This is a genomic window from Pseudomonas sp. 31-12 (assembly GCF_003151075.1).
GTDB lineage: Bacteria > Pseudomonadota > Gammaproteobacteria > Pseudomonadales > Pseudomonadaceae > Aquipseudomonas.
In genome coordinates this window covers 4793958-4809287 of record NZ_CP029482.1, presented here as the reverse complement: position 1 = coordinate 4809287, position 15330 = coordinate 4793958, and the positions used below count along the sequence as shown (strand labels likewise).

16 protein-coding genes are annotated in these 15330 nt (G+C 58.8%); 7 read left to right on the top strand and 9 right to left on the bottom strand.

The window, feature by feature from the left end; translation table 11 throughout:
• The first annotated feature begins 73 nt into the window (after window positions 1–73).
• Complete coding sequence (locus DJ564_RS22665; RefSeq protein ID WP_109633496.1) at window positions 74–445, top strand: antibiotic biosynthesis monooxygenase; 372 nt, start codon at window positions 74–76, stop codon at window positions 443–445.
• A 4-nt stretch (window positions 446–449) separates the two neighbouring features.
• Here the strand turns inward: DJ564_RS22665 and DJ564_RS22660 are convergent, their stop codons facing one another.
• The 4 genes from DJ564_RS22660 to msuE form a co-directional block, all read right to left on the bottom strand.
• On the bottom strand, window positions 450–1553 hold the full coding sequence (locus DJ564_RS22660) for a sigma-54-dependent Fis family transcriptional regulator (protein ID WP_109633494.1): 1104 nt from the start codon (window positions 1551–1553) through the stop codon (window positions 450–452).
• A 24-nt stretch (window positions 1554–1577) separates the two neighbouring features.
• Window positions 1578–2765 (bottom strand): acyl-CoA dehydrogenase family protein, encoded by a 1188-nt coding sequence (locus DJ564_RS22655; RefSeq protein WP_109633492.1) that lies wholly within the window; start codon window positions 2763–2765, stop codon window positions 1578–1580.
• A 211-nt stretch (window positions 2766–2976) separates the two neighbouring features.
• Entirely contained in the window at window positions 2977–4122 is a 1146-nt protein-coding gene (gene ssuD / locus DJ564_RS22650) for an FMNH2-dependent alkanesulfonate monooxygenase (RefSeq protein ID WP_033059220.1), read from the bottom strand.
• Between the two features lie 10 nt (window positions 4123–4132).
• Window positions 4133–4696, bottom strand: coding sequence for an FMN reductase (msuE, locus tag DJ564_RS22645; RefSeq protein ID WP_109633490.1), 564 nt, complete (start codon window positions 4694–4696; stop codon window positions 4133–4135).
• Between the two features lie 398 nt (window positions 4697–5094).
• Here msuE and DJ564_RS22640 point away from each other — a divergent pair, with 398 nt between their 5' ends.
• From DJ564_RS22640 to DJ564_RS22625, 4 genes are all read left to right on the top strand, one after another.
• Window positions 5095–5364: a hypothetical protein gene (locus tag DJ564_RS22640; RefSeq protein WP_109633489.1), complete on the top strand. Its 270-nt coding sequence runs from the start codon at window positions 5095–5097 to the stop codon at window positions 5362–5364.
• 102 nt (window positions 5365–5466) lie between these two features.
• Window positions 5467–6078: a LysE family translocator gene (locus DJ564_RS22635; RefSeq protein ID WP_109633487.1), complete on the top strand. Its 612-nt coding sequence runs from the start codon at window positions 5467–5469 to the stop codon at window positions 6076–6078.
• A 204-nt stretch (window positions 6079–6282) separates the two neighbouring features.
• Window positions 6283–7440 (top strand): aminotransferase class V-fold PLP-dependent enzyme, encoded by a 1158-nt coding sequence (locus tag DJ564_RS22630; protein WP_109633485.1) that lies wholly within the window; start codon window positions 6283–6285, stop codon window positions 7438–7440.
• A 65-nt stretch (window positions 7441–7505) separates the two neighbouring features.
• Window positions 7506–9314, top strand: a complete 1809-nt coding sequence (locus tag DJ564_RS22625; protein ID WP_109633483.1) for an aminopeptidase P family protein — start codon at window positions 7506–7508, stop codon at window positions 9312–9314.
• On the opposite strand, the gene DJ564_RS22620 is transcribed toward DJ564_RS22625, so the two are convergent.
• Entirely contained in the window at window positions 9307–10227 is a 921-nt protein-coding gene (locus DJ564_RS22620) for a LysR family transcriptional regulator (RefSeq protein WP_178082318.1), read from the bottom strand. The genes DJ564_RS22625 and DJ564_RS22620 overlap by 8 nt on opposite strands.
• Window positions 10228–10331: 104 nt before the next feature.
• Here DJ564_RS22620 and DJ564_RS22615 point away from each other — a divergent pair, with 104 nt between their 5' ends.
• Entirely contained in the window at window positions 10332–11330 is a 999-nt protein-coding gene (locus DJ564_RS22615) for a zinc-dependent alcohol dehydrogenase family protein (protein ID WP_109633477.1), read from the top strand.
• Here the strand turns inward: DJ564_RS22615 and DJ564_RS22610 are convergent.
• Both DJ564_RS22610 and DJ564_RS22605 read right to left on the bottom strand, forming a co-directional pair.
• Complete coding sequence (locus tag DJ564_RS22610; protein WP_109633475.1) at window positions 11327–11917, bottom strand: 2-hydroxychromene-2-carboxylate isomerase; 591 nt, start codon at window positions 11915–11917, stop codon at window positions 11327–11329. The genes DJ564_RS22615 and DJ564_RS22610 overlap by 4 nt on opposite strands.
• 41 nt (window positions 11918–11958) lie before the next feature.
• A complete protein-coding gene (locus DJ564_RS22605; RefSeq protein ID WP_109633473.1) occupies window positions 11959–12687 on the bottom strand; it encodes an SDR family oxidoreductase in 729 nt (242 codons plus the stop codon).
• Between the two features lie 92 nt (window positions 12688–12779).
• Between DJ564_RS22605 and DJ564_RS22600 the strand changes: the two genes are divergently transcribed.
• Window positions 12780–13352, top strand: a complete 573-nt coding sequence (locus DJ564_RS22600) for a TetR/AcrR family transcriptional regulator (protein ID WP_109633472.1) — start codon at window positions 12780–12782, stop codon at window positions 13350–13352.
• Here the strand turns inward: DJ564_RS22600 and DJ564_RS22595 are convergent.
• Both DJ564_RS22595 and rhtA read right to left on the bottom strand, forming a co-directional pair.
• Window positions 13339–13620: a hypothetical protein gene (locus tag DJ564_RS22595; protein WP_109633470.1), complete on the bottom strand. Its 282-nt coding sequence runs from the start codon at window positions 13618–13620 to the stop codon at window positions 13339–13341. The genes DJ564_RS22600 and DJ564_RS22595 overlap by 14 nt on opposite strands.
• Before the next feature lie 168 nt (window positions 13621–13788).
• Window positions 13789–14676, bottom strand: coding sequence for a threonine/homoserine exporter RhtA (rhtA, locus tag DJ564_RS22590; protein ID WP_109633468.1), 888 nt, complete (start codon window positions 14674–14676; stop codon window positions 13789–13791).
• Window positions 14677–15330 lie beyond the last annotated feature (654 nt).

The following is a 15330-nucleotide window of genomic DNA, read 5'->3' as shown; positions in this document are numbered from 1 at the left end:
TAGTTAACTTGAGGTTTTACCCTGCAGGCCTTCGGATCGCAAGGTCCGACTTTCACGTCAGTGGGGACTCTTCATGCAAGCGCCAGAGAAAAATCGCAGCTTCACTCAATTGATCGAATTCGAGATCGAACCCCATCAGCAACCCGCGTTGGTGTCGGCATTGTCAAAGCAGACCGAGCGCCTGGCCCAAGGCTACAGCGGGTTTTTGAGTGCGAGCATCCAGGCCAGCGACGACGGCCGGCGGGTGCTCAATTACCTGCAGTGGCAAACTCGCGAGGCGGGGGAAGCCGCGTTTCAGAGCTTTGAAAGCGGCGAGCAGGATTTCTGGCAGCTGATTCGCGCGCATCAGGCGAAAACCGTGACCTTCGGCTCGTTCCAGGTGCTGCACAGTCTGGAACGTAGCCACGACGACGCGTTGCACTGCAATCTGGTGCATTTGAGGTAAGTGCTTAGATCGACAATTGCATCAGGCGCTCGCCTTGCACGTTTTGCGTGGGCCGGCGCTTGTTCACCGCCAGTTCGCCAATCTTGATCAGCCGCGTGCGTGTGACGTTACGGCTCAAGCCCAGCAACGCGGCGGTGTGCACTTGGTTGTAATGGCTGAAGCGATAAGCCGCTCGCAACAAGGCGTCTTCGACTTTCTCGTGAAGGGCGCCGGCCTGTTCTTCGAAGAGCTTTTGAAAGGCCCGGTCGAGCAAGGCTTCCGGGGAATCGTCGAAGCCCGCGTGGTGATCGTCCTGACGCTCGATGCGCATGTTCGACAGGCGCAGGTCATCGCGTTCGATCACGCCATTGCGGCAGATCAGCAAGGTGTGATGAATGACGTTTTCCAGTTCGCGGATGTTGCCCGGCCAGCTGTAGCTGCGCAGTTTCAGTTCGGCGTCTTTGCTGATGGTGATGGTGCCGTAACGGAGGCGCTGACTGTAGGCTTCGACGAAGTGGCGGGTGAGCGGCAGGATGTCGCCGGGACGATCGCGCAACGGGCTCAATTCCAGGCTGACCACGTCGAGGCGGTAGTACAAATCCTCGCGGAAATGCCCGGCGTTGATGGCTTTCTCCAGCTGCACGTTGGTCGCCGCCAGCACCCGCACGTCGATGGGAATGCTCTTGCGCGAACCGAGGCGCACCACTTCGCGTTCCTGCAGCACGCGCAGCAACTTAACCTGAATCGCCATCGGCAAATCACCGATTTCGTCGAGGAACAAGGTGCCGCCATCGGCCTCTTCGAACCAGCCAGCCTTGGCGCTCAAGGCGCCGGTAAAAGCTCCTTTCTCATGGCCGAACAACTCGGCTTCCACCAGGGATTCGGAGAACGCACCGCAGTTCACCGCCACGAACGGCCGGTTGCGCCGGGCACTGAGGTTGTGGATATGCCGTGCCACCAGTTCCTTGCCGGTGCCGGTTTCACCGATGATCAGCACGCTGGCTTCGCTCGGCGCGACTTGCTGAATGTGCGCGAGCAAGGCCTGGGATTTCGGGTCTTCGAACACCTGCGCGGTGGCGCGGATCGACGTGGCCAGGGCGGGCGAGGGCGGTAGTGTCAGAAGTTGCATCAGGCAGGCTCCCTGAATAGAAGGCTATGAATAGAATGTCGGGATCGGCAGGGACTGGTTCAACGCCCAGTCACCCAGTTCATGGAGTTTGTAATCCACCGGGTCGTGCAGGGTTTGCGTGCGCAGGTTGCGCCAGTGGCGGTCCAGTCGCAGGGAGGCGTGGGTCGAACGCGCGCCGGTGACTTCGAACAAGCGACTACAGATTTCCAGGCCATTGCGCGTGGCCGCGACTTTCGCGGTGGCGATGACGGTGGCGAGCTGTCCGCGTTCTTCGGCGCTGAGGTTCGGGCCTTTTGCCCACGCCTTGTCGAGCAACTCGGCGGCGCGTTCCACCAGCAACCGGACACCTTCGAGAGCGACCCAGAATTCGCCGTAATGGCCGAGTACATAAGGATCCTGACGCACATCTTGCGCGCTGGATTTGTGCCACGGCCGGGTTTCGGTGAGCGTGTATTGCCGCGCTTCTTCAAAAGCCCCTTCGGCAATGCCGAGGAACAGGTGCGTGAAGGTCAGTTGCGCAATCAATGGTCGCAGGCAGGCGAACGGTGTGCTCAGCGGACCCGGATCGAGCAGCAGTTCCGATTCCTCGACCCGCACCCGTTCGAACGTCGCGCTGCCGCTGTCGGTCTGGCGCTGGCCCATGTTGTTCCAGTCGTTGTGCAAGGTAATGCCGCTGCGACCGCTGGGAATTGCGGCGATAAGCAGCTTGCCGCCAGCGCTTTCATCAACGGCCGAGGCGATCAGCATTTCCGAGTCGCTGGCGCCGGAGCAGAAACTTTTCTTGCCGGAGAACTCGCGCCAGCCTCCGAGGTTTTTCACCACGGTGCGGGTGTCCAGCGGGTTGAGGGCGTTGCCCCAGAACCAGTTCTTGCGCGCCGTCTGTTCGAACCATGGCTGCCATTGCTCGGGCCTGGCGAACAGGCGAATGGTGGCGAGCATCAGGTGATGGAAGCCGAAGACATGGGCGATCGAACTGTCGACCCTGGCGAACTCGCGCACGATGCCCAGGGTGTCACTCCAGCTGGCGCCGAGGCCGCCGTACTGGACAGGAATGCTTAACGCGAGCAGACCACTGTGGCGCAGCGCGTCACGTTCGGCCTTGGGCGTACCGCCACGCTCGTCGCGCTCGACAGCAGTCAGGGCAAACCCGGCGGCCAGTTGGCGGGCGGTCTGCAACGGGGACAACAGGGCGCTTCGCGGCTTGGCAGTCACGCGGGGTTCCTCTTTTGACGTCGAAGCACATTCCCTGGGGGAACAGAGCTTTTGTGGCGAGGGAGCTTGCTCCCGCTGGACTGCGAAGCAGTCCCTGAACAGGCCGGCGCGGCATGTATGAAAAAACCGCATCAACCGGTTTACGACTGCTTCACAGCCGAGCGGGAGCAAGCTCCCTCGCCACAAGATTCCTGTCCTTCAGAGAGATTTGTCAGGCCGTGGCTTTGGTGGGCAGTACGTCATTGGCGATCATTTCGCCAAAAGGTCCGGTGAGGTTGGTGACGCCGCGCCCCGCGAGGCTCGCGTACGGCTCGGGCAACAGCGGGAACACCAGCTCGGCAAAGCGATAAGCCTCTTCGAGGTGCGGGTAGCCGGAGAAGATGAAACTCTCGATGCCCAGGTCCGCGTACTCCTTGATCCGCGCCGCCACTTGCTGCGGGTCACCGACCAGCGCCGTCCCGGCACCGCCACGCACCAGGCCGACGCCGGCCCAGAGGTTGGGCGAGATTTCCAGGTTGTCTCGGCGCCCGTCATGCAATGCGGCCATGCGTCGCTGGCCTTCGGAATCGAAACGCGAGAACGATTTCTGTGCAGCGGCGATGGTCTCGTCGCTGATGTGCTCGATCAGTTTGTCTGCCGCTTTCCAGGCTTCCTCGGCGGTCTCGCGCACGATCACATGCAAGCGAATCCCGAACTTCACCGTACGCCCGTTTCGCGCTGCACGCTCACGCACATCGGCGAGTTTTTCTGCAACGGCTGCCGGCGGTTCGCCCCAGGTCAGGTAGACATCCACCTGCTCGGCGGCGAGTTCATGGGCGGCTTCGGAGGAACCACCGAAATACAGCGGCGGATACGGTTTCTGCACCGGCGGATACAACGCCTTGGCGTTCTGCACTTGCAGGTGTTTGCCTTCGAAGTCCACCGATTCGCCTTGCAGCACGCGGCGCCAGATCTTCAGGAATTCGTCAGTGACTTCATAGCGCTCGCTGTGATCGAGGAAGATGCCGTCGCCACGGTTTTCATCCGGGTCACCGCCAGTCACTACGTTGATCAGCAAGCGGCCATTGGACAGCCGATCCAGCGTGGCGGCCATGCGCGCCGAAACCGTTGGCGAGATGATCCCGGGGCGGATCGCCACCAGATATCGCAGGCGTTCGGTCAGCGGCACCAGCGCCGAAGCAATGACCCACGAATCTTCGCAGGAACGTCCGGTGGGAATCAGCACGCCGTGGTAGCCAAGGCTGTCAGCGGCTTGCGCCACTTGTTTCAAATAGTTGAGGGTCACCGGGCGGGCGCCCTGAGTGGTGCCCAGGTAATGGCCGTCGCCGTGGGTCGGCAGGAACCAGAAAACATCCATGAAGAAATCCTTAAGCGATTTTCAGCAGATTTTTGGGGGGCACGCCAAACAGCGGCGCGGCGCGTTCTGCAGCAAGACGAATGCGGGCCTTCAAGGGCTCACTGGTTATTTGGTAATCGGCGAAATCGGCTTCGGTGGCGTAGACACCAATCGGCAAGGTCAGGGCCTGGAAGAAACTGAACAGCGGCCGCAATTGATGATCGAGCACCAGCGAATGCCGTTCGCTGCCACCGGTGGCTGCCAGCAACACGGGCGTGTCGATCAGCGCATTGAGGTCGATGAGGTCGAACAGGTGCTTGAGCAAGCCAGGGTAGGAACCGCGATAAACCGGCGCGGCGACGATCAGCAGGTCGGCGTTCTCGATCGCTTGCAACTCGGCTTCGATTTCGGCGCTCAATTCCTGGCGGGACAACGCAGCGCCCAGTGGCCGGGCGATGTCGCCCAGTTCGATCAGCTTGCTCTCGATCGGCAATTGCTCGGCCAACTCGGCCAGTAGCGCTTGGGTCAGCACCAGCGTGCGAGACGGACGCCAGGTACCGCCGGAGAGGGCAACGACTTTCAATGGACGCGACATGATCAGTTCCTTTTAAACAGTTGCTCAGCGAGCAGTGGGAAGTCACTGACTTGAGCAAGAGCTGTACCAATCCTTGCAGGCCCCGTTTTACGCGGCTTGCAGCGTATCGGTCAGTTGACGCTGTGCGATTTTGGGGGCTGTTTGTTGAATGACTGTTGCCTGGCAAACAGTTGCGTGGGCAACAGTGAGTGAGGCGATGGGGTTGTTATAAAGGGTGGTTGTTATTCCGTAAAAGACCTTAAATTAATATTTATAGATCATTAGGAGATATGAAGCGGGTTGGCTGAACGTCGTTAGCCAAATTCGATAGCCACTATCGAGAGCGTTGATTTCTGCCCGTCGAAGGGGGCGGGTAGCCTGTGTTCATTGCCCCGAACCCAGATGCCAGGACGCCACAGATGAAACCTCTAATCGCCACTTTCTTGCTGCTCGCGGTCTCCGTTCTCGCCGGATGTGCCAGCCATGTTTCCCCTGAATTACGGCCTTACACCGCTGAAGAAAGTCGGGAATTGGCGTTGGAAGCCTTGAATCGTCGTGGTTTGTCCTTCGAGGAATACCATGCGAAAAAAGCCGAATTGCTTGGCCAACGGCAAAAATCGTTCAGCTTCGACAAACAAGGCGAAATGAATGCCGAACGTGCTGTACAGCTTCACGGTCGTCCAAGCTGATCGAAAACTGTACCGTTCGAAGTTTCGCGTAACTGTCCATGGGTTTCTCCCGAGCCGTGCGATAGGGTCAACACCTGACTGACCCTGATTGGACTGCCGCTCATGCTCTCGCTCGATCTGCTGCTGGGCTTCGCCCTGTTTGCCCTTGTCACCTCGATAACGCCTGGCCCCAACAACACCATGTTGCTGGCCTCGGGTGTGAATTTTGGCTTTCACCGCACCATTCCGCACATGCTGGGCATCACTTGCGGTTTCTTCGTGCTCGTCGTGGCGGTCGGTTTCGGTCTGGGCGCGGTGTTTCAAACCTATCCATTGCTCTATACGGTGCTGCGTTACGTCGGCGCGGCGTACTTGCTGTACCTGGCGTGGAAAATCGCCCATTCCGGCCCCGTCTCCGAGAGTGAACAGGGCGACAGCAAACCCATCAGCTACCTCGGCGCCGCCGCGTTCCAGTGGGTCAATCCCAAGGCGTGGATCATGGCCATCGGTGCCATCAGCACCTACACGCCGATGCAGGGCTACTTCACCAACGTGATCGTGATTGCTGCGGTCTTTGCCTTGATCAACCTGCCAAGCGTCGGCGTCTGGGCCGGGTGCGGCACATTGTTGCGCAATGTGTTGAAGGATCGTCGCTGGTTGCGCCTGTTCAACTGGGGCATGGCTTTGCTGTTGGTGGCTTCGTTGTACCCGTTGTTGCTCGAGAGCTTTAGCTGACACTTCGCTTCAACCGGTTGGCCGATGCCTGTTAAGCTCGACTTCAGGAGCGTTCCTACGCACTTTTAAATGAAGTTGTTCTTCTTTAACGGCCTCCGATCAGGTATTTCTAACGTTCTGAACGGTCTGCGCAGCTCACGAGGCTGCGCCTTGATCGTTCAGTGACGAGCCTCCTGATCCCGGAACATGCTCTGCGAGTTTTCTATGAATAAACGTCCTCTGTATTTTGACTACGCCGCCACCACGCCGGTGGATGAGCGGGTCATCAAGGTCATGGTCGAGTGTCTGGGTTTCAACGGAAACTTCGGCAACCCGGCGTCCAGCTCCCATGCCTTCGGCCAACAGGCCCGGCAAACGGTCGAGCAGGCTCGACGCCAGGTCGCCGAACTGGTCGGCGCCCAGGCGGAACAGATCGTCTGGACCTCCGGCGCCACCGAATCGAACAACCTTGCCCTCAAGGGCGTAGCCCAGGCTCGCGGCGTATCCGGCGGCCACCTCATTACCAGCCAGATCGAACACAAGGCCATCCTCGACACGGCGAAGCAGTTGCAGGACACCGGTGTCGCCGTGACTTACCTGGTGCCTGACGCCGAGGGCCTGATTACCCCGCAAGCGGTCAGTGAGGCAATGCGCGAGGACACCTTTCTGGTGTCGCTGATGCTGGTCAACAACGAGCTGGGCACGGTCAATGACATCGCGGCCATCGGCCAGATCGTGCGTGATCGTGATGCGCTGTTCCATGTCGACGCGGCCCAGGGCGCGGGCAAAGTGGTGATCGATCTTGCCCGCCTGCCTGTCGACCTGATGTCATTTTCGGCGCACAAGATCTACGGCCCCAAAGGCATCGGTGCCCTGTACGTCGGCCCGCGCGCGCAACAGCGTTTGCAGGCGCAGATTCACGGTGGCGGTCACGAAGGCGGTTTGCGTTCCGGGACCCTTGCGACTCACCAGATCGCCGCCATGGGCGTCGCCTTCGCCTTGGCGGCCGCTGCGTTCGAGGACGAAAAAGCCACGATTGTGCGGCTGCGCGAACGCTTGCTCGAACAACTGCTGAGCATCCCCGGTGTTCGGCTCAATGGCAGTTCGACCCAACGCATTCCCCACACCCTCAGCCTGACGTTCAACGAAGGCGAGTTCAATTCTGCGGCGTTGAGCCATTCGATCGCGTTTTCCGCGACCTCGGCCTGTAACTCCGCCAGCAATGCGCCGTCCCATGTGCTGCTGGCGCTGGGGCATGACACGCGTTCGGCGGGTCGCACCATTCGCTTGAGTCTCGGCCGTTTCACCACAGAGCAGGATATCGACCAAGCGGTTCAACTGATCAAAGCAGCCTGCGCCAGTGCTCCGGCATTCTGGCAGTAAGGCCTGAAAGTGCCGGCATTGATCGGCACTCAACAATAATGATGAAGTGATTAGCAGGAGAGATGATGAGTACGCAGCCTTCGATCAATGGATCGGTGTCCGAGCGCCTGGCGCAAACCCGCGAACTGATGAGCCGGGAGGGCATTCATGCCCTGTTGGTGCCGTCGGCCGATCCTCACCTGTCGGAATACCTGCCGGGCTATTGGCAAGGACGGCAGTGGCTGTCGGGCTTTCATGGTTCGGTCGGCACACTGATCGTGACCCCGGACTTTGCCGGCGTCTGGGCCGACAGCCGTTATTGGGAACAAGCGACCAAGGAACTCAACGGCAGCGGCATCGAACTGGTCAAGCTGCAACCGGGCCAGCCTGGCCCGCTGGACTGGCTGGCGGAGCAGACCCCTGAAGGCGGCGTGGTCGCGGTGGATGGCGCGGTAATGGCCGTTGCATCGGCCCGTACGCTGGGTGGCAAACTCGAAGAACGCGGCGCACGTCTGCGCACTGACATCGACCTGTTGAGCGAAGTCTGGAGCGACCGTCCGACGCTGCCGAACGAGCCGATCTATCAGCACTTGCCGCCTCAGGCGACCGTCAGCCGTGGTGAAAAACTCGCGAAGCTGCGTGAAGCCTTGAAAGATCGTGGCGCTGACTGGCACTTCATCGCCACTCTCGATGACATTGCCTGGCTGTTCAATCTGCGCGGCGGCGACGTGTCGTTCAACCCGGTGTTCGTTTCCTTTGCCTTGATCAGCCAGGAGCAGGCCACCCTGTTCGTGGCCCTGAGCAAAGTCGATGCCGAGCTGCGGGCGGTCCTCGAAAAAGACGGCGTGACCCTGCGCGATTACCGCGACGTGGCCGACGCCCTGCGCGCTGTGCCGAGCGGCGCGAGCCTGCAAGTCGATCCGGCGCGCGTGACCGCCGGTTTGCTGGAAAACCTGGACAGCGGCGTGAAACTGGTCGAAGGCCTGAACCCGACCACTCTGGCCAAATCACAGAAGAGCCTGGCCGATGCCGAGCACATTCGTCAGGCCATGGAGCAGGACGGAGCGGCGCTGTGCGAATTCTTCACCTGGCTGGACTCGGCGTTGGGTCGTGAACGCATCACCGAACTGACCATCGACGAACACCTGACGGCCGCGCGTACCCGACGCCCGGGTTATGTGTCGCTGAGCTTCAACACCATTGCCGCGTTCAACGCCAATGGCGCGATGCCGCACTACCACGCTACCGAAGAAGAACACGCGGTGATCGAGGGTGATGGTTTGTTGTTGATCGACTCCGGCGGTCAATACCTGGGCGGCACTACCGATATTACGCGGATGGTACCGGTCGGTACGCCGACGGATGAGCAGAAGCGCGATTGCACGCGGGTGCTCAAAGGCGTGATCGCCCTGTCCCGTGCGCAATTCCCTCGTGGCATTCTCTCGCCGCTGCTCGATTCGATTGCCCGAGCGCCGATCTGGGCTGAAAGCGTTGATTACGGACACGGCACCGGGCATGGCGTCGGCTATTTCCTCAACGTTCACGAAGGCCCGCAGGTCATTGCCTATCAGGCCGCTGCAGCACCGCAAACCGCGATGCAACCGGGCATGATCACGTCCATTGAACCGGGCACTTACCGTCCGGGCCGCTGGGGTGTGCGGATCGAGAACCTGGTGTTGAATCGCGAAGCGGGCAAGAGCGAATTCGGCGAGTTCCTGAAATTCGAAACCCTGACCCTGTGCCCGATCGACACCCGCTGCCTCGAACCGTCGCTGCTGACCCTGGACGAAAAGCAATGGTTCAACGCCTATCACGCCGAGGTGCGCGAGCGCCTGAGCCCGTTGCTGGATGGCGCGGCTCTTGAGTGGCTGAACACACGCACTGCGGCTATTTGACCGGTTGGAACTCAGGCGCTGTTTCGAGCGCCTGACTCATGTAGTCGACAAAGGCTTTGACCCTGGCGGATTGGCGACGATTCGCCGGGGACACGGCATGAATCGGCAGCGCCTGCGCGGTGTAGTCTTGCAAAATCGCGATCACTTGACCGGCGTTCAGATCCTCGCTGAACAACCACACCGGCGACAACGCAATCCCCAGTCCTCCCAGCACCAGCTCGCGAATCGCTTCGGAGTTGTTGCTTTGTGCATTGCCCTTGATCCGCACCCCGTGACGCTGGGCACCTCTCTCGTAAACCCATAGGTTCTGACTGTTCAGCAGGTTGAATTGCAGGCAGTTGTGTCCGCACAGTTCCTCCGGTGTTTGCGGCTGGCCGAATTGTTTGAGGTAGTCCGGCGCTGCGACGGTCACCCGGTGGGTGGTGCCGATGCGACGGGCGATGAGGCCGCTGTCGGTCAATTCGCCGATCCGAAACGTAACGTCCAGGCCTTCACTGACCAGGTCCTGATTCTGATCGCTGAGTTGAAGGTCTATCTGAACCTGAGGGTGTTGTTTCAGAAACTCAGGGAGTCGCGGTGCAATCTGCAAGCGCCCGAAACTCACGGAGGAACCGATCTTCAGGTTGCCGGCAACCGTTTCGCGTCCTGATTGAAAACTGTGTTCCGCCGCGTCCACAGCTGCCAGGATTTGTCGGCATTCACTGTAGTACCGCTGACCTTCGTCCGTCAGCGAGAGTTGGCGCGTGCTGCGGGAAATCAGTTTCCCGCCCAGTTCAGTTTCCAGCGCCCTCAATACTTTGCTGATGGTCGGCTGGCTGGTCTGCATCTCCCGGGCCACGGCAGAAAAACTGCCCCGTTCGACGACCCGGACGAAGATGGCCATTGCATTGAGTTTGTCCACGGATTTTCTCATTGATGCCAAATGGGCATGGACACTATAGCTATATAGCGTCTTATCGGCATGAGTGTGTGGGAGGAAGATCGGTCCTACAGCCACCTCTGACGGGAATTTACGAAATGACTGACTCACTTGAAATGCGTGCTCTGATTGTTGATTCGGCGAATGGGCCGTTACGCTTGGTTTCCATGCAGCGACCCGTGCCTGGACCGGGTCAGGTGCTCGTCAGGATCAAAGCCAGTGGGGTGAACCCATTGGATGGAAAGATTCGTTCGGGTCAGGCCGCTCATGCGCGTCAGCCTTTGCCGGCGGTGCTGGGGATGGATCTGGCGGGGACAGTTGAGGCATTGGGAGAAGGCGTCAGCGGATGGCTGGCGGGTGATGAGGTCTATGCGATGGCGACCGGCATTGGCGGTGTGCAAGGTTCACTTGCGCAGTTCGCGGTGGTCGATGCGCGGCTGCTGGCTCACAAGCCGGACAATCTGAGTATGCGTGAGGCCGCAGGGTTGCCCTTGGTTTTGATTACAGCATGGGAAGGTTTGGTGGACCGGGCTCGGGTGCGGGCAGGTCAGAAAGTGCTGATTCACGGTGGTGCCGGTGGTGTCGGGCACGTGGCTGTCCAAATAGCCCGGGCTTTCGGTGCCGAAGTGTTCGCCACTGGTTCGGCAGGGCAGCAGGCAATCATCGAAAGCTTCGGTGCGACGTTCATTGATTACCGCAAGTCTTCGGTCGAGGATTATGTGGCGGAGCACACGGCGGGAGAGGGATTCGATATTGTCTACGACACGGTGGGCGGTGAAACGCTGGACGCTTCCTTCAAGGCTGCTCGGATTTACGAAGGGCATGTGGTGAGCTGCCTCGGTTGGGGGCAGCACAGTTTGGCGCCATTGTCGTTTCGGGGCGCGACCTACTCCGGAGTGTTTACCTTATTGCCTTTGTTGACTGGCAAGGGAGGCGAACATCACGGGCAGATCCTTCGGGAAGCCGCGCAGTTGATTGAGGCCGGTAAGTTAAAGCCGTTGCTCGACCCGCGGCAGTTCACCTTGCAAACCGCCGAGGCCGCCCATGAACTGCTCGCTGCTGGAGCAGCTCAAGGGCGGTTGGTCATCGAGATTTAACGCAGGGCCTCAATGACGAACTCCAGTCGATCCTGGCCGAAGTACAACTGATCGCCGACAAACATGCTCGGTGCGCCGAATACACCGCGTTGGACCGCTTTCTCGGTGTTGTCCTTGAGAGCGGCTTTGACTTCCTCATCGGCAGTGAGGGCCAGTACTTCGTTCGGATCGAAACCGTTTTGCGTCAGCACGGCTGCAACAGTCGCCGGATCATCGAGGCTGCGTCCCTCAACCCAGAGTGCGTGGAACAGGCAATCGATAAACGCATGGAAGCGTTCCGGATGACGCAACTGCATACCGGTGACGGCACGCATCAGCATCAGGGTGTTGATAGGGAAGTGGGGGTTGTACTTCAGTGGTACGCCGTATCGTTTGGCGTAGCGGTCCAGGTCCTGAAACATATAGCGACCTTTGGCCGGGATGGTTGCCGGTGAAGCGTTACCGGTGGCTTTGAAAACTCCGCCCAGCAGCATCGGTTTGTAGATCAACTGACTGTCGGTCTGCTCGCAGATCTTTGGCAGTTGGGTATAGGCCAGGTAGGTCGCGGGACTGCCAAGATCGAAAAAGAACTCTACGGTTTTGCTCATCGTCGGTGCGCTCTGCTTATTGTTGTAGGGGAGGGAAGGGCTTACCAGCGTTCGTTCCAGGGGCGCAGATCCAGCTCGAAAGTCCAGGCGTCCCGGGGCTGGTTGTACAAGTACCAATAGTTCTCGGCGATGTGCTCGGGATTGAGGATGCCGTCCTCGTCCTTGGTTGCGTACTTCTCCGGAAAACTGTTGCGAATGAAGTCGGTATCGATGGCGCCGTCGACCACGACGTGGGCAACGTGAATGTTCATCGGTCCAAGTTCGCGGGCCATGCTTTGGGCCAGTGCGCGAATCCCGTGCTTGGCGCCGGCGAACGCTGCAAATCCCGCCGCACCGCGCAGGCCTGCGGTGGCGCCGGTGAATAGAATCGTACCTCGTTGGCGCTTGGCCATTCGTTTGGCCACTTCACGCGCGTTGAGGAAACCTGAGAAACAGGCCATTTCCCAGATCTTGAAATACTTGCGGGCGGTTTCTTCGAGAATGCTGCACGGCACATTGGCGCCTATGTTGAAAACGAACGCTTCGATGGGGCCGATCTCGGTTTCAATCTGCTCGACCAGCGCAATCACGTCCTCTTCCTTGCGCGCATCACAAGCAAATCCGTGGGCGTCACCGCCATTGGCCTTGATTGCATCAACCAACGGCTGGAGTTTGTCCGCGCTGCGACGAGTAACGCAGGCAATGAAACCTTCCTGGGCAAAACGCTTGGCAATGGCGCCGCCGGTGGCATCACCTCCACCGACAACCAGTACGACCTTCTTATTATTCATGGGTAGATCCCTTTGCTAAACGATCGTTAACTGAACGAACGTTATGCTAGGATTCGGCAGGCGTCAAGACGATCAACCCTGAGGGCAAGGCAATGCGTTACTCGGCCAATCACAAGTTGGAAACAAGAGAAAAACTGCTGACAAGCAGCGCGGTGTCGGCCAAAAAGTCCGGTTTTTCCACGGTAGGTGTCGATGGGCTGATGAAGGCGATCGGCTTGAGTGGCGCTGCTTTCTACAGCCATTTTTCGTCGAAGGACGCGCTCTTCGCCTCGATTGTCGAACGCGAGTTGAGCCAAAGCCTGGAGCGATTGGGGGCTGATCAGGATCGCGACAGACTGGAACGTTGCCTGAAACATTATCTGAGCATGTCCCATGTCGAACATCCGGAGTCCGGTTGTGCATTACCGGTACTGGGAGCTGAAATTGCCCGTTCGGATATCGCTATTCGTCAGCAGGCGGAAGTCTGGATTTGTCAGTTGCAGGCAAGTTGGGCGAGGGTTTTGGAAAGCGACAGCCTGGCATGGGCAATTCTGTCGCAGTGCATCGGTGCGCTGGTCGTGGCGCGAATGCTGGCCACTGCGGACATTCAGCGCACTGTGCTGAAGTCCAGTTACGATGAGATTGGCCGCCAGATTGCCGGGCGGCAACAACCTATTTGCAAATGACAATCATGCTTCGGCTGGTATAGCCGGCAGGATTGAGACCAAATGGGTAATCGCCTGGCTCTTCCACGGCATCCCCCGACTTGGCGATGACCTTGTAACCCTTGGGTGCGCACGAGTTGACGGCGCTGGTGTAACACTTGTCCCAGGATGACGAAAGCCCTGAACAGTTGATATGCAGCCCTTTCTTGCCATGTTTGACTTGTGTTTTCGATGTCGCCGCGCAGCCCGCAATTGCGAGTACGGCGACCAGAAGCAAAATTCGTTTCATTACTGTCCTTATAGCGTTCCCGGATCTCGTGCCCGGGTGTGGCTGCATTCGCTTTCGCTTGAAGCGTTCTGATATCCCTATCCTGAAAAATCCATGTCTGACACTGGCTTGCGGGCCTAAACATGGCCTAATTGAGCGGTAAATACCAGACCTGCGTCAAATCCTGTATCAATCCGCCGCGACCGCTGGCTTGGCGGCACTTCCCATGGTCATGGTCGCCCCGACTGAAGCCAGGATGATGCACATGATCGCCATCCACTGTGACAGCGTGAGGTATTCCTGGAGAAACAGTAGGCCAGACAGCGCACCAATAGCCGGTTCAATGCTCATCAATGTGCCGAAGGTCCGGGTCGGCATTCGGGTGAGCGCGATCATCTCCAGCGTGTAGGGCACCGCTGTGGATAGAAGGGCGACACCGATGGCCACGGGGATCAATGATGGAGTCAGCAGCGCGGCGCCGGCATGGACGATGCCGATAGGGGCGACGAACAGTGCGGCAATCATTACTCCCAGTGCCGCGGTCTGCACGCCATTGTCGGCGCCCGCCTTCTGGCCGAACAGGATGTACAGTGCCCAGCACACACCCGCACCCAAGGCATAACCGGCACCTGCAAGGTCGATTCCCACCGTCGTCGCTCCTGTCGGTATCAATAGCAGCAAGCCGATGGCCGCCAAGGCTATCCACAAGAAGTCGATCGCGCGGCGTGAGGCATAGATCGCCACCGCCAGTGGTCCGGTGAACTCCAGGGCTACGGCAATACCGAGGGGGACGGTGCGCAAGGACATGTAAAAGAGAAAGTTCATGCCGCCCAGTGCCATCCCGTAGACGATGACGGTACGCAGGGATTTTGCGGTGAGCTTCGCCCGCCATGGGCGCAACAGGATCAGCATGATCACACTGGCGAAAAGCAGCCGCAGGGTGGTGGTCCCCTGTGCGCCTATAATCGGGAACATGCTTTTGGCCAGTGAAGCTCCGGACTGGATCGACGCCATGGCTATTAATAGCAGGCCAACCGAGAACAGGGTCGAGGCAAGGCTGCGAGGATGGTCATTCATTGCGTGGCATCGTCCGAAGTGGAAGGCGAGAGTGTTGTTCTGTGTGTATTGGGCAATATACTGCGCATTCTCGACGGTTGCGTCTATATATAAGCAGTGATTTTGAACATCCTGATAGAAAAGCCAAATCAGGGGTTGACGGCAGATTCTGGAAGTCTATAATTCGCCCCACTTCCGGCGCAGTCGAAACGGAAAACTCCTTGGTAAACAAAGAGTTACGCAGTTTTCGACAGTGAGTTGCTTCAGGTCATCGAAGCCCAGAAGGAGTTGATCAAGCGGGTTTGTTTGGCTTGATTGACGGTTCGATCTTCTCGGTCGAAAGCGGAGAAAAAGAGGTGTTGACAGCAGCGAGTAACGCTGTAGAATTCGCCTCCCGCTAACGAGAGATCGGAAGCGCAAGTGGTTGAAGTTGCAAAGGAAACTTTGAAAACTTCTGAAAATAACCGCTTGACAGCAACAGAGGCTGCTGTAGAATGCGCGCCTCGGTTGAGACGAAAGATCTTAACCAACCGCTCTTTAACAACTGAATCAAGCAATTCGTGTGGGTGCTTGTGGAGTCAGACTGATAGTCAACAAGATTATCAGCATCACAAGTTACTCCGCGAGAAATCAAAGATGTAACCAACGATTGCTGAGCCAAGTTTAGGGTTTCTT